The 17,677-nt window shown below is 61.4% G+C and carries 14 protein-coding genes and 3 pseudogenes; 4 read left to right on the top strand and 13 right to left on the bottom strand.

Annotated elements, in window-relative coordinates; all coding sequences use genetic code 11:
* Nucleotides 1-62 precede the first annotated feature (62 nt).
* Nucleotides 63-1,589 (bottom strand): ABC transporter substrate-binding protein, encoded by a 1,527-nt coding sequence (locus SJ05684_RS24315; RefSeq protein ID WP_034859495.1) that lies wholly within the window; start codon nucleotides 1,587-1,589, stop codon nucleotides 63-65.
* 108 nt (nucleotides 1,590-1,697) lie between these two features.
* On the opposite strand from SJ05684_RS24315, the gene SJ05684_RS24310 reads away from it, so the two are divergent.
* Complete coding sequence (locus SJ05684_RS24310; protein WP_034859494.1) at nucleotides 1,698-2,576, top strand: LysR substrate-binding domain-containing protein; 879 nt, start codon at nucleotides 1,698-1,700, stop codon at nucleotides 2,574-2,576.
* An 89-nt stretch (nucleotides 2,577-2,665) separates the two neighbouring features.
* On the opposite strand, the gene SJ05684_RS24305 is transcribed toward SJ05684_RS24310, so the two are convergent.
* On the bottom strand, nucleotides 2,666-4,306 hold the full coding sequence (locus SJ05684_RS24305; RefSeq protein WP_034859493.1) for an HAL/PAL/TAL family ammonia-lyase: 1,641 nt from the start codon (nucleotides 4,304-4,306) through the stop codon (nucleotides 2,666-2,668).
* A gap of 149 nt (nucleotides 4,307-4,455) precedes the next feature.
* On the opposite strand from SJ05684_RS24305, the pseudogene SJ05684_RS24300 reads away from it, so the two are divergent.
* Nucleotides 4,456-5,730 (top strand): annotated as a pseudogene (locus SJ05684_RS24300) (ISL3 family transposase); the annotation flags it as partial.
* On the opposite strand, the pseudogene tnpC (SJ05684_RS24295) reads toward SJ05684_RS24300, so the two are convergent.
* The 4 genes and pseudogenes from tnpC (SJ05684_RS24295) to SJ05684_RS24275 all read right to left on the bottom strand — a co-directional run.
* Nucleotides 5,694-6,893: pseudogene (gene tnpC / locus SJ05684_RS24295) on the bottom strand (IS66 family transposase); the annotation flags it as partial. The pseudogenes SJ05684_RS24300 and tnpC (SJ05684_RS24295) sit on opposite strands and share 37 nt — an antisense overlap.
* 93 nt (nucleotides 6,894-6,986) lie before the next feature.
* On the bottom strand, nucleotides 6,987-7,868 hold the full coding sequence (locus SJ05684_RS24285; RefSeq protein WP_095694367.1) for a TniQ family protein: 882 nt from the start codon (nucleotides 7,866-7,868) through the stop codon (nucleotides 6,987-6,989).
* On the bottom strand, nucleotides 7,846-8,727 hold the full coding sequence (locus SJ05684_RS24280; RefSeq protein WP_034859561.1) for a TniB family NTP-binding protein: 882 nt from the start codon (nucleotides 8,725-8,727) through the stop codon (nucleotides 7,846-7,848). The genes SJ05684_RS24285 and SJ05684_RS24280 overlap by 23 nt, the downstream gene beginning before the upstream one ends.
* A 6-nt stretch (nucleotides 8,728-8,733) precedes the next feature.
* Nucleotides 8,734-9,213 (bottom strand): Mu transposase C-terminal domain-containing protein, encoded by a 480-nt coding sequence (locus tag SJ05684_RS24275; RefSeq protein WP_244426742.1) that lies wholly within the window; start codon nucleotides 9,211-9,213, stop codon nucleotides 8,734-8,736.
* Nucleotides 9,214-9,243: 30 nt separating this feature from the next.
* Here SJ05684_RS24275 and tnpC (SJ05684_RS24270) point away from each other — a divergent pair.
* Nucleotides 9,244-10,098 (top strand): annotated as a pseudogene (gene tnpC, locus SJ05684_RS24270) (IS66 family transposase); the annotation flags it as partial.
* Nucleotides 10,099-10,216: 118 nt separating this feature from the next.
* Here tnpC (SJ05684_RS24270) and SJ05684_RS24265 read toward each other — a convergent pair.
* The 6 genes from SJ05684_RS24265 to SJ05684_RS24240 all read right to left on the bottom strand — a co-directional run bounded on the left by SJ05684_RS24265 (nucleotide 10,217) and on the right by SJ05684_RS24240 (nucleotide 15,092).
* Nucleotides 10,217-10,561: a LysE family translocator gene (locus SJ05684_RS24265; RefSeq protein WP_157212042.1), complete on the bottom strand. Its 345-nt coding sequence runs from the start codon at nucleotides 10,559-10,561 to the stop codon at nucleotides 10,217-10,219.
* Nucleotides 10,562-10,566: 5 nt separating this feature from the next.
* Nucleotides 10,567-11,406, bottom strand: coding sequence for a GNAT family N-acetyltransferase (locus SJ05684_RS24260; protein WP_034859565.1), 840 nt, complete (start codon nucleotides 11,404-11,406; stop codon nucleotides 10,567-10,569).
* Nucleotides 11,407-11,648: 242 nt separating this feature from the next.
* Nucleotides 11,649-12,002, bottom strand: coding sequence for a cupin domain-containing protein (locus SJ05684_RS24255; RefSeq protein ID WP_034859560.1), 354 nt, complete (start codon nucleotides 12,000-12,002; stop codon nucleotides 11,649-11,651).
* 134 nt (nucleotides 12,003-12,136) lie between these two features.
* Nucleotides 12,137-13,459 (bottom strand): NAD(P)/FAD-dependent oxidoreductase, encoded by a 1,323-nt coding sequence (locus tag SJ05684_RS24250; RefSeq protein WP_095694366.1) that lies wholly within the window; start codon nucleotides 13,457-13,459, stop codon nucleotides 12,137-12,139.
* A 29-nt stretch (nucleotides 13,460-13,488) separates the two neighbouring features.
* Entirely contained in the window at nucleotides 13,489-13,914 is a 426-nt protein-coding gene (locus tag SJ05684_RS24245) for a RidA family protein (RefSeq protein ID WP_034859558.1), read from the bottom strand.
* Nucleotides 13,914-15,092 (bottom strand): DSD1 family PLP-dependent enzyme, encoded by a 1,179-nt coding sequence (locus SJ05684_RS24240; protein ID WP_034859557.1) that lies wholly within the window; start codon nucleotides 15,090-15,092, stop codon nucleotides 13,914-13,916. The genes SJ05684_RS24245 and SJ05684_RS24240 overlap by 1 nt, the downstream gene beginning before the upstream one ends.
* 92 nt (nucleotides 15,093-15,184) lie before the next feature.
* Between SJ05684_RS24240 and SJ05684_RS24235 the strand changes: the two genes are divergently transcribed.
* Nucleotides 15,185-16,114: a LysR family transcriptional regulator gene (locus tag SJ05684_RS24235; RefSeq protein ID WP_034859555.1), complete on the top strand. Its 930-nt coding sequence runs from the start codon at nucleotides 15,185-15,187 to the stop codon at nucleotides 16,112-16,114.
* Here SJ05684_RS24235 and SJ05684_RS24230 read toward each other — a convergent pair.
* The gene (locus SJ05684_RS24230) at nucleotides 16,108-17,535 is read right to left on the bottom strand and encodes an aldehyde dehydrogenase family protein (protein ID WP_034859563.1); all 1,428 of its coding nucleotides are present in this window, start codon (nucleotides 17,533-17,535) and stop codon (nucleotides 16,108-16,110) included. The two genes, SJ05684_RS24235 and SJ05684_RS24230, sit on opposite strands and share 7 nt — an antisense overlap.
* Nucleotides 17,536-17,677: the final 142 nt, after the last annotated feature.

Genomic DNA, 17,677 nt, shown 5'->3' with positions numbered 1-17,677 from the left:
ATCCTCTTCCACGGGACGGCCTGTCCCGTGGATGCGGTTTTCCTGGAGGGGTGCGACGGCGGTTATTGGCCGCAGGTCAACTCGGCATAGTCGATGCGGTTCACATCGACATTCGGCGTATAGCCTGTGCAGCCTTTGCGAAGGCCTGCGACGACCGATGTGAAGACTGGCAGGATCATGCCGCCTTCTTCGGCGACCATGCGTTGTGCCTCCCGATAGAGTTCGTTGCGCTGCATCTCATCGGCCGTCTGGCCGGCCTTGACGACAAGCGCATCGAAATCATCGCGTCTCCAATGGGTCTCGTTCCATTCCGACTTGCTGTTTAGCGACAGCGTCAGGGCCTCTGCCGGCGGTCGGGCGCTGGTATAGGAGATAACGGCCGGCTTCTTCAGCCAGATCGTGTCCCAATAACCTTCCGCCGGTGAGGTGATGACATTGACGCGGATACCGGCGGGAGCCGCCATCTGGGCGTAGACCTGGGCAAGCAGCATCATACCGGGATAGGAGTCCGAGGTGTACAGATCGAAGTCGATGCCATCGGGATGGCCGGCTTCCGCCAGCAGCGCCTTGGCTTTTTCGACATCTGCTGTCTTTGCCGGTGTGGCAAGACCGAGCGGCGAGGAGAGCGGGATGGGCGTATCGCCACCGACCTCGCCATAGCCTAGCAGCACGGTGTCGAGGATCTTCTGGCGGTCCATTACCAGTTTCATCGCCTGACGGACCTTGACGTTGTCGAAGGGCGGCGTATCCGTCCAGACTGCCAGATAAAGCGATGTGGCGCCGGGCGTGGCAGCGAGTTCCACGGCGGGATTGTCCTTCAGCGTAATAAGGCTCGCCGGATCGACCGTGAGCGACAGGTCGACAGTGCCCGACAGCAGCGCGGAAAGGCGGGAAGTCGGCTCCAGGCTGGTGGTGATCTCCAGGCATTCGGCCTTCGGCAGGCCGGCACGCCAGTAGTTCGGATTGCGTCGCATCACCCGCACCGCACCGTTGATGGTGAAGGTCTCCTGCATGAAGGGGCCCGTGCCGTTACCCTTGACGCGCAGGTCCTCGGATGTGGCACCCTCTGGCACCATTAGCGCATATTTGGTCGCGATCAGCATCGGTAACTCGACGACAGGTGCCTTCACTTTGAAGCGCACCGTGTGATCGTCGACGGCTGTGATCCCATCCGTATCCAGAAAGGCAAGCGTCGAAAACCCGCCGGGCGAAACGGCAGGATCGAGCAGACGGCGATAGGAATAGACCACATCCTTGGCGCCGAAATCGGAGCCGTCATGGAACTTCACGTCCTTGCGGAGGCGAAAGGTCCATTCCGTCGCATCGGCATTCGCTTCCCAGGATTCTGCGAGTGCCGGCACGGGCTGCATCGTGTTGCTTCGATCGACCAGAGGCTCGTAGACCGCGCGGATATGGTAAACGCTGTCGGTTCCGATGAGTGCGGCCGGGTCCATGGTCTGTTTTTCACCATCGGATTCGTACCCAAGTACGCGCACGCAGGTCTGCTGCGCAAAGGCGGTCGTCGCGGAAAAAAGGCATGCGGTTATGGTCACGGCGAGCGCCGTGCCCTTGTGAAGATGTCTCTTCATTTCAGTTCCCCATTTTTGATTATTTCAGCAGTATGAAAATCGAACCCCCGCCTTGCAAACGATTAGAATTAACGTCTACATGAGGAAAATTCATGTGGGTTTGCGAGTATGATCCAGCGCACTTTGCCTCCCCTGTCGACACTGCGGGCATTCGAGGCGGCCGCGCGGCTGATGAGTTTCAAAGCCGCGGCCGAAGAGCTGCATGTCACCCAATCCGCCATCAGTCACCAGGTCGCCTCGCTGGAGCGCAATCTCGGAGCCACCTTGTTCCTCCGGCTGCCGGGCCGGGTGGAGCTTAGCGAGACGGGGGCTGTTTACTTCCCCGTGATACAGGATGCTCTCGACAAGATCGCGCTGACCACCGACCTCATCCGCCAGAACAATGGCCCGGCCTCGCTGACCGTACAGGTCTACGTCACTGTCGCCGTGCGCTGGCTGATACCGCGTTTGCAGGCCTTCAAGGAAGCTTCGCCCGAAATCGCCGTCAACCTCGATGCCAGCCTGCTCGATTGGGAGTTCAATCCCGACCGCGCCGATATTGGCTTTATCTATACGCGTACGCCGAACCGACCGAACCTTTCCTATACACTGCTGCGCCGGGAGCGGCTCGTCGGTGTCTGTTCACCTCCGATCGCCCGGGCTATCAAGGCGGCGGAAGACCTGCGACACTTCTCGTTCCTTGCGGTCAGCGGAACCACTGAGGACGCAGCAACATGGGTCGCCAGCGTTGGTGCGACCGGCGTTTCGCAAAAATCCGCACCGCTCTTCGACAGCAACCTGCTTGCCATCGAGGCAGCGATCAGCGGGCAGGGTGTTGTGGTCGTTCCACATTTCTTGGTCGAGGCGGATATCGCTGCCGGCACTCTCGTTGCTCCGCTCGCCTCTGATGTCATGCAGCCAGGCGGATGGTATCTCGTTCACCAGGAGCGGCGGGGTAACGAGAAGGCCATGCGCAAATTCCTACAGTGGATCCAGGAGTTGGCGTGATGCCCGCCAGAGCGGGCTTCCCGGAATGTTCAAGCGGCCCGCAACGGTCGGGTTGCAGGCCGAAAGTGTCAAAGCCTTGCCGGGCAAAATCAGTTCATCAGGGCATATTCCTTCAAGAAGATGGATCCGGCGGCGATATCGGGGGTCATGGACCGGTCATGATCCAGGAACGGCACCTTTTGGCGAAACGCATCGTGAAAGGATTTGGTCGCTGTCGCCAGCTTTCGCTCCGGGTGCTCCTTAAGCCGCAAATCCGCCGCCTGCGCAGCATGCAGCAACTCCATGGAGAGGATGGTGAAGCTGTTGTCGATTTGCGCGCGCACGCGTTCCACGACGAAGGACGCATTCGTTCCGACATCTTCGACACCGCCGGCGATCGGTCGGGAGTCGAACGAGGTCGGCTGCGCCAGCGCCCGGTTCTCTGTCGCCAGAGCCATCAGGGGTGCTTCAACCACGAGAAACGCGTGGTGCGTGTTTTCTGTGCCGAGATAACGCGGCAGTTTCGAATGGGTCGGATTGTTGAGCTTTAGGACGCGTTCGGACGCCGCCGTCGTGTGATGCGCCAGCACGATGCCGAGCTCCTCGAAAGTGATAACCCAGGGCAACGGTTCGAAGTTCGCCGTCGGAAGCACCGCGCCGCCCTCCACGTAGCCGCTCCGTGCCTGCGGGAGGTCCGATTTCGGCTTGGCGCCCACGGCGATGCCGGGATTGTCGTCCGAAGAATTGATCTGGATCTCCACAAGCGCCTTGGTCCGAGACAGGCTGTCCGCAAAGCTGCCGAGCAGATAAGGCGCGGTGCGGAAGCTCAAAGGGTCCTGGAGAATACGCTTGTCATCCGCTTGCCAAAGATAGCTGCCGTCGAGCACGGTCCGCAGTTCGGCGGTCGAACTGAGGTGACTCGGGAACGGCCGGAGTTTGGCAACGTCTTCGAGCAGGGGAGAGACGTTCCCGTTCAGACCCTCTAGGCTGAGCGCGTAGACGAGGCGGGACGTCGAAAGCAATTGTTCGGCATCGTGGATAGCGATGGCCGCGAGACCAGCGGCATAGGCGTTGGAGCTCAGGATGGCGAGACCGTCCTTGCCGAAAGGCTTCAGCGGTTCGATGCCGGCGGCCTTCAGGCCATCGGCGGCCGGCATGCGGCGACCCTGATAGTCGACGTCGCCTTCGCCAAGCATGGCAAGGCCGATATGGCTGAGCAGTGTCATATCCGCCTGGCCGACCGAACCGCGCGATGGCATGATGGGCGTGATGCCTTTGTTCAGGAACGCGATGAGCATTTCGGCGACATGCGGCTGAACGCCCGGGCCGCCGGTCAGGATGTTGTTGAGGCGCACGGCCATGGCGGCGCGCACGACGGGCAGGGCGGTATCGGGTCCGACGCCGACCGAGTGGGCGCGCAGTAGACCCTCATTGAATTCGCGCGAGGCTTCCATGAGCTCCGGCGTGAGTTCGCCCGTGGCATCGACCATCTTGCGGTCCTTGTTCCAGCCGACGCCGACGGTCAGGCCATAGATCTCCTGTCCTTCTTTTGCGCCCTGCAGAAGCACTGCATAGGCGCGGGCAACTCTGTCGAGGCTGTCATCGTCGACCATGACCGCTTCACCATTGGCGACGCGTACGATCATTTCGGGCGTGGCGTCCCGGCCGTTCAAAGCGACATCGGCCATGGCTGTACTGGACAAGAGCAGGCAAGCGCCCACGACACTGTAAAAAAGGCTGTTAATTCGCATCTAATTTCCCCTGGCGTTTGAGTGCCGGAGGACTATCGAAGCAACGAAAGTCGATCGCAAATGATGAGATTTAAACTCCGCTTGAAAGAAATTCATGCGGACGGCAGGGGCGGCGACTAAATAGAAACCCGCCGCGATGCGGGCCTTTGATTGTTGGCCTGCTTGGCCACAGCACTGGCGGCCGTCCTGGCGAGCGTTTGATGCAACGGCTCGGCATGCCGGTCAGCGACGACACTATCCTGCGGCATTTAAAGCGGGATGCCACTGTTGCTCACCACAATACCGAGATCCGGGTGGTTGGTATCGATGATTGGAGTTGGCGGCGGGCAACAAGCTATGGGACCGTCATGGTCGATCTCGAGCGCCGCTCAGTTGTCGACATACTGGACGATCGGAGCGTTGAGAGTGCGGCCATGTGGCTGCGGAGCCATCCTTCGGTCGAGGTCGTCAGCCGGGACCGCTGCGGCCTTTATGCGCAGGTTGTTCGCGAGGGTGCACCGCAGGCGCGACAGGTCGCCGATAGATTTCACCTGGTCCAGAATCTTCGTTCGGCGATCGAAGAACAGATGAGCCTTTCCGGCCGGGCCACCGGTAGGGCGATCCTGTCGAAGGACGCAATCGTCGATGCTGCGACACACCGCCGTCGCGCCCGCCTCGCGCATAGGCAATCTCGCCAGGAAATATTCGAGAAGCTGCATGCCTTGCGCGATGAGGGTCTGTCTTACAGCGAAATCGCCCGACGGACAGGCTATGAGCGTCGTAGTGTGGCGAATTGGCTCAAGTTCAAGGCTCCCCCAGACAGACGTCGAGCAGCATTGAAGCCCACATCACCTTGGTATTTCGAGGCCTTCCTCGCCCAATGCTGGAGGGATGGGAACCGCTGCGGCCGACACCTGTTTCATGACGTCAAGCAGCGCGGCTACACCGGCAGCTTCGCCAATCTGGAGCGACTATTGGGAGCTTGGCGGAGAGCCGAAAGGGAGCGGGTCGGTGATGTGCTGCCGACCGTGTTGAAGTTGGAGCCGGTTCGAGATCCGGAAACTGGCCATGCGATCTCGCCGGTGATTGCCGCATCGCTGTGCATCAAGCCACGAGGCATGCTGACAGACCGGCAGGTAAGGAAGGTCGATGCCCTTAAGCAGGGATCTGAAGCTTTCGCCGAAATGCGACGCTTGGCGATGCGCTTTAACGGCATCCTCCGCGGCAAGAGATCGGCACCACTGGAGGAGTGGATCGACGATGCGATCGACTCCGAGCTCATTCCGATCATGCGGTTCGCCCGCGTCCTGCGCAGAGACATCGATGCCGTCAACAACGCTATTGAGATGCCCTGGAGCAATGGACAGGCCGAGGGCCAGATCAACCGCCTCAAGAGTAAGCGGTGTTCTCAGGCCACGGGCTTGGTTTCTGGCTTTTCGGCGTAGGCCCAAGGCAACAGGTCGTCGAGCTGGCTGTTCGGGTGGCCATTGACGATCTTGGTGATGACGTCGGTCAGATAGGCAAGTGGCTCAACGTCATTGAGCTTGGCCGTTTCGATGAGCGAGGCGATGGTCGCCCAGTGTTCGGCCCCGGCGTCGGAGCCTGCGAACAAGGCATTCTTCCGATTGAGGGCAATCGGCCGGATGGAACGCTCGACGGTATTGGAGTCGATCTCGATACGGCCGTCATCGATGAAACGGATCAATCCGTCCCAGCGTGAGATCGTGTAGCGGATTGCTTCGGCGAGCTTGGTCTTCTGGCTGATGAGGGAGAGTTGCTCGGTCAGCCAAGGCGCGAGACTGTCGATGATCGGACGGCTCTTGTCCTGCCGAACGGCGCGACGTTCCTCGTGGGTGAGACCGCGGATATCGTCCTCGATTTCGTAGAACTCGGCGATACGCCTGAGCGCTTCGCTGGCGATGGGCGCGGGACCTGCGGCGGCCAGCTCATAGAAGCGCCGATGCACATGGCTCCAGCAGAATGCCAGAGACACGCTATTGCCGGCGGCGAGCGCGCGATAGCCAATGTATCCGTCCACCTGCAGGACGCCGACGAAGGAATTGAGGTGTGCCATCGGTCGTTCGCTCTTGCGATCGGGCGCATAGACATAGACGACGCCGGGCGGATCGGCTCCCTGCCACGGCCTGTCGTCGCGAGCGTAGGCCCAGAGCTGCCCTGTCTTCGTCTTCCCCCGACCCGGATCGAGCACTGGGGCGGTCGTCTCGTCGGCGAAGAGCTTGGACGAGGCCTTCAGATGTTCGAGAAGCCTTTGATGGACCGGGCGCAGGTGCCAGGCAGCGCGGCCGACCCAATCGGCGAGTGTCGAGCGGTCCAGGTCGATCCCCTGGCGCGTGTAAATTTGCGCCTGCCGGTAGAGCGGCAGGTGATCGGCATATTTGGAGACCAGCACCTGGGCGACAGTCGCTTCGGTCGGAATGCCGCCCTCGATCAACCGCGCGGGAGCCGGAGCCTGGACAACGACCTCCTCACAGGCACGGCAGGCATATTTGGGACGGCGTGTTACCAGAACGCGGAACTGGGCCGGCACGATGTCGAGCTTCTCTCTCACGTCCTCGCCGATCCGGTGCAGGCCGTTGCCGCAGCAGGGCAGTCATGGCTGTCGCTTGGCACGTAAACGTGAGAATGCGGCTGTTTCAGCCGGATGTGGCATTTAAAGATGAGAATCCGACGGGCGGGATTCTCAAATTAACTGCAACTGCGAAGACGCCACCGAACGGCATGTATGGGTCATGATCTCGTCGATAGCGCTGCTGAATCGTGCTTGGTTCTGACCCATCATTTTCGCACGCAGCATTTTGAGCATCTCTGGTCCAGCCCGCTCGACGATAGCTACTCCTGCCAGCAGAGCAGGTCGCAGATGCAGCGGCAGGATCGGACTTGCTGGAGTAGGCAGGTTCCTCCGTTCCGTAGCGACGACACCATCGAGATCTGGAATGATTGTGCCGAGCACCCTGAATCGCCACGGTTCGTACTCACGGGGAAGGGGTCTCGGCACGCGTCGCATCAGCAGAAGGCGCGCGATTTCGGCCGGCGATGTCCAGGTTCGGATACCGCGCTCGGCTTCATCGTCGAGGAGCCGTTCTCCTATGAGCGCGGCCCCTTTATAGCGGTCGAAAGGAGAGGGGCGATCATGCCCTCCTGCGCGCTCGAGCAGGTCGCCGCAAAGCGGACAGGTGATGCGCCAGCCGAGAAACTGGCTGCGAAGGAGAGGCCTCGGTTCGTGGTCACCCGAATGACAGGCACAGGACTGTAGCGGTCTGGCTGCAATCAGGCGTCGCGATGCTGGCGCCACATTCGAAAAGGTCATGCGGCGCAGGGTGGCCGGTTCGGTGGAGAAGATGCCGGCGAGGCGGGTGACCTGAGTAGCGGTCAGATTGCGATCGGCCGAGCGCAAAGACGACACCTCGGGAAGACAATGCCGCAGCATACCAAGTGGCGGGATCGCATAGAAGGAAGCATGCCGGCTGATCCACGACGACAAGAGCTCGTCGGCGTGGGGCGCCAAGATTACCGGCAATTGCCGCGAGGATGTTCCCGCGTCATGCGAAGGCTGCCTCGGCATCAAACTCCGGCTCCCACTTCTCGATCGCTTCGTTGGTAATCTGCTCGCGTCCGCTTTCGATGGCCTCAATGGCGAGGGTGTTGATGGTGTGGAAAATGTTGGCGGTAATGCCCTCGGTGATCTGCAGCATCCGCCGCAGCGATTTTGCAGTTAACACCGAGGACTGCCGCAATGGAGTGTTGCGCAAGATTGACACGACCAGAGTTTCGAACTGTTCGTTTGCAGCCCAGCGGCTCAACGTGAATTGCTCGAACCGGCGGGCCAGTTGCACGTCGCCGCTAATGGCTTCCCGCGCCTCGTTGACGCCGAAGCAAACGAGTGAGATCCGCAGACGATTGCTAAGAAAGCGCAGAGTGTTGAGAACGATGCGCTGCTCACGATAGGTTCCGGCGAGAATGTTGTGCACCTCGTCGATCACCAGCGCCTGCACGCCGATCGCTTCCATGATCCGCAATGCAGCCTGCTCCATCTGGGCGATATCGGCCCGCGGCCGCTGGGGTGCGCCGAGCAGGGTCAGCAGTTCGGCGTAAAACCGCCGTTCGCCGGGCCGGCTGGTCATCTCCATCGCCAAAACCGGTGTCTTCAGTGTTCCCGTCAGCGAATTGAACGTTGGCGGATGCTGGTCGCGGAAGCGCTTCATGATCATCGTCTTGCCCATGCCGCTGTCGCCATAGATAGCGACGGAAGGCATCCGCGTTCCTCGTGGATGATCGAGGAGCCGGTTCAGCCGATCGAGCGCCTGCTTGGCGCGCGGGTAGAGCACCCAGCGGCGCGATCGTATCGCACGAATGCGTTGCTCGTCCGTTTCAGCAAGCAGCGCTGCGGCGCTCGCGGTCAGGTGGGAGATTTCGTTGTTCATGCCAGCTCACTCCGTGTCCTCGACAAAGGGCACAGGTTTGCTGGAGTCGATTCCCCGAAGCGAGCCCCATCCGCGGTCATCCACGTTCGTTTTTGGCTTTCCTGCACCGCCGCGTCGTACGGCTGCCGTCTTCTTGGTTGCTGCATCCACCAGTTGGCGCTGCGCGATTGCCGTGCCGACGATGGCGCGGGTATTGATTTCCTGTCGCCCTTTCGCCAGCAGTGTGCGTCGCGCCGCCACGGCCTCATGAAGTGTCACCGAAGGCAGGGTCAAATCAGCATAGCGGGCTTCCACGAAATTGCCCGAAGGTCGCCGTACGAAGATACGGGCCATGTCCCGCGGGTCGTATTTGACGAGCAGGCGACGGTTCGAGCGACCGACGTCGGCGCTGAGCGCAGCTGACCAGTAGCGCAGGCCAAACAGATGAATTCCGTTTGGCCGCAATGTGCGCTCCTGTTCGGGCAGGAACGCCAGCCAGAAACGCATTCGATCCTGCGGCAGTCGCAGCGGAATTTCCTGAAACAGGGTAGCTCAAGACTGTATGTCGACGAGACCACGGCTCCGGTGTTGGATCCGGGGCGCGGCAAGAAGAAAACTGGCTATCTTTGGGCTATTCTTCGCGACGACCGCGGCTGGAACGGATCTATCCCGCCCGGCGTGGTGTTCCATTATCGGCCTGGGCGTAAGGGCGAATATGCCGCAGAAATCCTCGACGGCTTCACCGGCACGATCCAGGTCGATGCCTATGGCGGCTACTCACACCTCGCCACGCCAAAACGCACCGGCGGCGATCCGTTGAGGCTGGCCTTCTGCTGGGCGCATGGCCGCAGAAAACTGATCAAGTCCCAGCCGAAGAAGGGATCGCCCATCGTCGACGAGGCGTTGTTGCGCATCGCTGCCCTCTACAAGATCGAGGATAGCATCCGAGGTTGTGATCCCGATCATCGCCGGGCTGTCCGCCAGAACCTGTCCCGCCCGCTGGTGGACGAGTTCTTCACCTGGCTGGCAGCTCAGGCCGCGCGCGTCTCGCGCAAGTCCGACCTCGGCGAGGCCATGGCCTATATGCTGAAACGCCAGGTCGGCTTCCGGCTGTTCCTGGACGACGGCCGCGTCGACATCGACTCCAACCTCGTCGAAAACGCGATCAGAAGCCCAGCCATGAACCGCCGCAATGCGCTCTTTGCCGGCCATGATGAAGGCGGCCGTAATTGGGCCCGTTTCGCCAGCCTGATCGGCACATGCAAGATGAATGGCGTTGAACCATACGCCTACCTGCGCGATCTCTTCATCAGCCTCGCAAATGGCCACCTCGCCAAAGACATCGACGCCCTCATGCCCTGGGCCTATGCGCAACGGATCTGCAGCTCATAATGAGCTCGTCCGGGACTCCCCGACGTGCTCACCGACCTTCCGCAAGCGCTAGACCTGACCGTTGCAACCGGGAAATCAATGGGGTGGAGACGCCGCATACAAATGTATCGTTTGGCAACTAAGAGCTCGTGTCGCGGCAGGTCACCCCTAAGCTCTTTTGAAAAGCAACTTGGAGACCGAGGCCGATTAGCACCGTGCCACCTGCACGCTGCATCAGACGCTGTGCACGACTGGAGTACCTCAATCTCGCAATGACTGCGCCGGCCAGCACGACACCAACGATGTCGGCTAGGGAGAACATCGCGTTCACGATAGTGCCGAGAATGAGGAACTGCAGCCAGATCGGAAAGGCTGCCGCCGGATCGACGAACTGAGGCAAGAACGCCAAGAAGAAAATCGGGCTGAGCGGATTATTCGCCGTCTGAATCCAGCCCGTGCTTCCAGCAGTATGCCCTGGAGATATTCAGGTCAGCCAAGAGCCTGGCTGGCCAGGACGAAAGTTCGAACCTCCGGCGTTTGCGGTCCGCCGGTAGCGCCTCGAGCCATCGCAACCACGCCGCCCTGGTGAGGCAGCCCCCAACCTTCGAGCAATAACGAAAGGCCGCTCTGTTCAGGGATGTCGATGCGCACGAAACGACCTTCCTTACCGGAAAGGATGAAGGCGATCAAATCCCTCGCCTGTTGAGCGTTCTCTGCCACGACCGGCCCAACGACTTCGCCGATCCCGAAAGGCCGCGTGGCCGCGAAAGCGACGATATTGTCACCGTTCCGGACCACGGCAAATGGCCCCTCCTTCGCCAGCGCATCGTGGAGTGCGCCGCGATCGGCGCCGAAAGCCGCACGATCAAGCGCTTTGAGCGCCGGCAGGGCGTCGTCGGGCGCGATCCACCCGACATTTTCAGGTGTATCGATCCGACCAACAACACCCTGATGGCGTACGACTTGATGCCTCGCAACGAAGCCCAGCTTCTCGTAAAGAGGTAAGCCGTCACTCGTCGCCGTCAAACGGCATTCCCGATCCCCGGCGAGTTCGATCACGGCGGTGGTCAATTGTCTTCCCAGTCCCCGGCCACGCTGGCTTTCATCGACAATAATCATGTTGATCGCTGAGCAGCTGTCGCCGAAGGGAGTCATGAGGGCCGTGCCCACCACACGGTCACCAGCGAGGGCAACGCGTCCCTCGCTCAACGACCATATCATCTCCCAGTCTTCTCTCCTGTGCGCCCAGCCCGCTGCACGCGACAGCGCCAGTGCACCATCCAGATGGTGCGCCTCGAAAGGCGCGAGAGTAACGGTTTCCGTTTGCATGGGTTGATCCATTTCGTTGGTCAAGTTTCAGGCTGTACCGCGACGACAGCGATGCGCGAGCCCTTCATTGAAAAGGCTTCCGCCGCAAGCGCGAGCCGGTTTGGTAAACAGCGTGGGCGGATGTACCGCCCATCCAAATTTCGGGATGGAGCCGATCGAAGGGCCGTGCCTACGGGATCGCTCCGTTCCCGACCTGAAATTAGGAGACAATGCACCTCAAAACCGCAACGCTCCCTCAATGATCAGGTGACCGTGACGAAGATTTTCCGCACCGTCTCGATCGTTTTCCAGACTCCGACATAGCCGGGTTTCATGACAAAGCTGTCGCCCGCGCGATAAATGACCGGCGCCTTACCCTTCTCGGTCAATTCGATCACACCATAAACGAGATGGCAGAACTCAAACGTTTCGCCCTTTATGGAGTGCGTCTCGCCCGGGGTCGCCTCAAAAACACCGGTATTGACTCTGCCCTCCTTGGCAGTGTCCTGCAACCAGGCCTTGAAAGCGGGGCTGCCGGCGATCAGGCGATCCGGCTCGGCAGTTCTATGCTTCGGTTCAAACGATGGATTCGGGTCGATGGTTTTCAGTAGTGACATCTAGTTCTCCATTTTTTTACCTGAGTGAAAGCGACTCGGCGTGGTCATTAGGAAACCGATGCATCGCAAATGCATTCTCCTGGGCCCCTTCTGCGCGACGCCATAACGGCTTACTCCTGATCTGCCCTCCACGATCAGATTGCTCCGACTTTGACCTTCGAACCGTCAACGAAACGCGACAGGCGGAAGGGGGTGGGGTCGACACAGGGCGTATCATTGGCCACCAAGTCGGCCGCCAGGTGGCCGATGCCCGGCCCGAGCCCGAAGCCGTGGCCGGAACCGCCCGCGGCCAGGTAAAGGCCCTTCACACCATCGGCCGGCGAGATGACCGGTACCGCGTCCGGCGTGCAATCCACATAGGCCCCCCAGCTATCGGCGATCTCGATGCCTGCCATCGCAGGGAACTGTTCCGTGACCCGGTGAAGAATGGCCGCGATCGTGCGGCGGCTCGGTGCGGGGTCGAGAACGCGCATCCGTTCGAAGGGCGACAGTGTGTCGCCATTCCAGCTACCGAATGCCTCCGGACCATGAAAGAAGGACTCGCCGATGCCTATTTGCACCGCTTTCAGACGCGCCAGGAACATCGGCATGAACCAGCGGGCGTAGCGAAGGCCTTGTGGGGTGATATCCAGTGTAGCCCTGCCGCTGATCGCAAGCGTGTAGCTGCCATCCTGCCGGCGGGTCAACGCACACTGCGGCGTATAGATCGCCTCACCCAAATCCTTTGTGGGTCGCGTACGAAGCGCTGTTTGGCGCACGCTCGCCTGCGGAAACAGAACGCCGTACTGGCGACAAAACATCGACGTCCAGGCGCCGCCGGCGCAGAGAACGGCTTGTGTCCGGATGGTTCCCTTTTCGGTGATCACCCCGGCTACCGCGCCATTGACCAGATCGAGACCTCGCGCAGCGCACTCCTGGTGGATCGTCGCCCCAAACTTGCGAGCGCCGTTCGCAATCGTCGGCGCGGCGATGGCGGGTTCGGCTTTGCCGTCATCGATCGAATGCACCCCGCCCAGCCATCGGCGGCCGTTTGCCGGAATTGCGGCAGCCGCTTCCTTGGCGCTGAGCATCCTGGTATTGACGTTGAACGGGCGAGCCGTGTCACGCCATGCTTCCCATTCCGCAAGCTGCCGCGGATTATCGGTAGCGTAGAGCAGACCGCATCGGCGGAAACCGACGTCCTCTCCGATCTTCGCCGCAAACTCATCCCAAACCTGCAAAGCGACACCGGAGAGCGGCAGCTCGCGCTCATCCCGGTTCTGCCGCCGGCACCAACCCCAGTTGCGGCTCGACTGCTCGCCTCCGACATGGCCCTTTTCGACCAGGGCGACGGACAGTCCCCGCTCCGCGAGAAGGAATGCCGCCGTTGCACCGATAATGCCGCCGCCGATGACGACGACATCCGCCTTGGCGGGAAGCTCTTGATCGTTCTGTATGCGTTTGACAATCGGAGACATGGGGGCTGACCTGAACTTTGGCGGCCGATCTATACGGCACTTTTTCCTGCCCCTCCGGCAGGAGCATCGGAGGCAATGACGGCTATTGCATCGACTTCCACGAGATAGCCGTAGTGAAGTTCCGGCACTGGAACGACGGTGCGAGCCGGGCGGGAATCCCCTAGTCGCGCCGCATAAACCTGGTTGAAGCGAGGCCAGTTGGCCACGCCGACGATGTAGGCAGTCACCCTGACGAGATCGGCGGGGTTCCCGCCTGCGGCTTCAAGAATTGCCAGCAGGTTGTCGAGCGCCTGCGCCGCCTGGGTCTCGAAGCTGTCGTCCGCCAGGGCTTCTCCACCCGGTCGGATCGGTAGCTGGCCCGAAATGTAGAGGTGCTGACCGACAAGCTTTGCTTGTGAGTAGTGGCCCGCTGGGCTTGGTACTCGATCGGTATTCACAGTTATGGATTTGGGCATCACCAGCCTCCGAAGCGGGTCCAGCGGGTCTCGATAACGTGCGAGCGGCCGCGGACCACGTGATAGGTTTCGTGCTGCGCAGCGGTTGCACAGGCGTGGTTTGGCAGGATCCGCACCCGTTCTCCGACCGCCAGGTCCGGCAGTCGTGCATTCGACCCGGGGCGCACCGCTATAATTCCATGTTCCTGGTTCGCGTCGGAAACGATGATGTCATGATAGGGCGTGCCATCCACGTCGCATACCAGACCATAGCCCTGGTCGACGGCCTGCTTGCCAGTGCCACGGTCCCGCGACAGCGACATCCATCCGCCATCGGTAATGATCCAGCCTTTCTCGCGCTGGTGACCGATGATCGTCGCAAGCACGCTAAGCGCGATGTCGTCGATTTGGCAAATGCCCAGCCCAGCCATCACCAGGTCGAAGAAGACGAATACGCCGGCGCGCACTTCGGTCACTCCGGCGAGATCCGTCGCGTGATGGGCCGTCGGTGTCGAGCCGACGCTGACGACGGGGCACGGCAGGCCCGCGGCGTCCAGAATGCGCGCGGCGTCCACGACGGCCAGGCGCTCCGTCTCCGCGTAGCGCCGCAGCGCCTCGATGCTTCCCCCATTATAGCTGTCGCCGGCATGGGTGAGGACGCCACGCAGCTCGCCATCTGCCGTCAGCGCCCGCCCGATTTCCACCAGCTGCGCCTGATCAGTGGCGCGCACACCCGAGCGATGGCCGTCGCAGTCGATCTCGATCATGGCGGGGATGCGCGTCCCGGCCCGCCGAGACGCCTCGGCCACCGCTCGTGCCTGCTGAACAGTATCCAGAGTGACCACGAGATCCACGCCGCTCGCTCGCAGCTCCGCGACACGCTCGAGCTTGGCTGGAGCGATGCCGACTGCATAGATCATGTCCCGGACGCCTGCCGCCGCGAACTGTTCAGCCTCCTTCAGGGTAGAGACGGTTGCCGGTCCTTCCGGTGAGGTCATCACCCGCCGTGCCACTTCGATCGACTTGGCGGTCTTCAAATGCGGCCGGAGGGACACTCCCATGGCGTCAAGTCGGCTCCTGAGCCGCAGAACATTCCTGTCCATTCGGTCTGCGTCCAGTACCAAACAGGGTGTTTCCAGGTCCTCAAGGCTGGCCGAGGCGGCCAGCCGGGAGGTGGGGTCGGTCGTCGCTAGAACCATGAAACTGATCTCCAATTCGGGATTTCACCTTGTAGTCAAACCATGAAGATGACAATTAATGGCTGGTGAATGTTCGCTTCAGGTGCTGATTAATGTTGACCTCCGACGATCTTGCCTTCTTCTCGGTTCTCACAGGCTCGAAGTCTCTCGCCGACAGCGCGAGAAAACTAAACGTGACGCCTCCGGCGGTGACACAGCGCTTGCGTGCCCTGGAGGAGAAAGTCGGGGTGCGGCTGATCGACCGGTCCGGACGGCGGCTGCGGCTCACGGAAGAGGGTTCATTGGTCGCTTCTCATAGCGTTATCGTCAGTGAGGCCATCGATTCGCTCGCCGAAGCCTTAGCTGATCGCAGGGGTGTGGTTCGCGGACACCTCAGGGTCGCAGCCCCCCACGGCTTCGGACGGCTCTATGTGGCCCCGGTCGTGGAAGCATTCGCGCGAGAGCACGGCGGCGCGACCGCTACTCTGCAGCTATCCGATCATCCGACGGCTCTGCTCGTTGAAAGCTATGATGTCGTTGTTCATATCGGGGCGCCGGGGCATCTGGACCAGGTCGTTACGACATTGGCACCGAACCCGCGAATTCTCTGCGCAAGTCCGACATATCTTGACGCTGCACCGCCCATTTCAGCGCCCGCCGATCTTGCTCAACATCGTTGTCTAGCGGTTCGCGAGAACGACGAGGACGTGACGCTGTGGCGCTTCAAGGGGCCGCGGCAGGAGATTGCGACGGTGCGCGTCAATCCGGTCCTGTCGAGCAACGATGGTGCCGTCATCCGCGAGTGGGCGCTTGCCGGTCAGGGCATCATGATCCGTTCCGAGTGGAACGTCGCAGAAGATCTCGCTGACGGACGGCTGCGGCAGGTGCTGCCCAACTGGAAGCTCCCGCCGGCCGACATCGTCGCGATGCTCGGCTCGCGGCACGGGCGAAGCGCCCGGACTGCCGCCTTCCTGACGATGCTTCGACAGGCGCTGAAGCCGCCGCCCTGGCGAGCCGCTCGTGCGGATCCGGGTAGTCAATAGCCCAGGATGGCCTTCGTCTCGAGATACTCCTCGAGCCCGTGAACGCCATATTCGCGGCCATTGCCCGAGCGCTTGTAGCCACCGAACGCAGCCGTCCCGTCCCACGCCGGATAGTTGATATGAACTTGCCCGGCGCGGATCCGGGAGGCAACCCTCCGTGCCCGCCCCGGATCCGAGGACTGGACATGGGCTCCTAGTCCATAAACCGTGTCGTTGGCGATCGCGATTGCCTCTTCTTCGTCGCGATATGGAATGATTACCAGCACGGGTCCGAAGATTTCCTCGCGAGCGATGCGCATGTCCGGCCGAACCTCGGAAAAGATCGTCGGCTGTGCGAAGAAGCCTCGATCCTGACCTGCTGGACGTCCCAGTCCGCCGCAGAGGAGCTTCGCGCCTTCATCAATTCCCGCACGGATCATCGCCTGCACCCGCTCATACTGGGCGCGATTGGCGATGGGCCCCATGGCGGTCTCGGGATCGCGCGGGTCGCCCACGCGGATGGCGCGCCCAGTTTTACCGGCCAGAGCTTCGACTTCCGCAAGCCGATGGGCGGGTACGAGCATGCGCGTCGGGGCGCTGCATGACTGTCCGACATTGCGCATTCCGGCAAGGACGCCCTTTGGCACCGCCTCGGCGAAATCAGCATCATCGAGCAGGATGTTGGGTGATTTGCCGCCAAGTTCCTGGACCACCCGCTTGACCGTCGGGGCCGCCGCCTGCGCGACGAGCACCCCCGCACGCGTCGAGCCGGTAATCGAGATCATGTCGACATCCGGATGGCCGGCGAGAGCTGCGCCGACACTGTCTCCAGTGCCATTAACCAGGTTGAACACGCCTGGCGGAGTGCCTGCATCATGCATCAGTTGGGCGAAGAGCAAGGCGCTGTAGGGGGACAGCTCACTGGGCTTGAGGACGACGGTGCAGCCCGCCGCGATCGCCGGGGCGGCCTTGGCGGTGATCTGGTAGAGTGGCCAGTTCCACGGGGTGATCAGGGCGCAAACGCCGATCGGCTCCTTGGCCGTCGCGGTTTGCCCATTAATCGTCAGGAACGGGTATTTCTCAAGCACCTCCATCTGGACGCGAACGTGCTCGGCAGCGAAAAAAAACTGCGAGGCACGCGCGAAGCTGATCGCCGCGCCCATCTCCATGACGAGAGCTTCGGCGAACAGTTCCGCTCTCTCGTTGAGGAGCGCATACACCCTGCCGAGGAGCTCAAGCCTTTCGGACACAGATGATTGAGAGAAGGCGGGGAAGGCCTTGCGAGCTGCCGCAACCGCGAGATCGACGTGGTTTGCCTCTCCGGCGGCGATATGGCCGATAACCCGTTCCGAGGCGGGATCAACGACGGGCAGACTTGTTGCGTCCGCGTATTCTTGCCACTCCCCGCCAATATAGAACTGGGTTCCTCGTTCGGTTATCATCATTTGAACCTCTTGATAGTGCCATGCCGCCGGGGCGGGCCTGCGTCAGAAGCATGCCTCATCTCACCTGAAGGCGACAATTTACGTCGCCTGAATGTCGCCTTAAGGAGGGCGTTAACAAACGCGTCTGCGCTCGGTGTCA

Origin of the sequence: Sinorhizobium sojae CCBAU 05684, from assembly GCF_002288525.1 — a bacterium.
In the GTDB taxonomy this organism is placed as follows: Bacteria; Pseudomonadota; Alphaproteobacteria; order Rhizobiales; family Rhizobiaceae; genus Sinorhizobium; species Sinorhizobium sojae.
The sequence above is the reverse complement of the archived record's forward strand: the minus strand, read 5'-3'. Positions and strand labels throughout refer to the sequence as shown.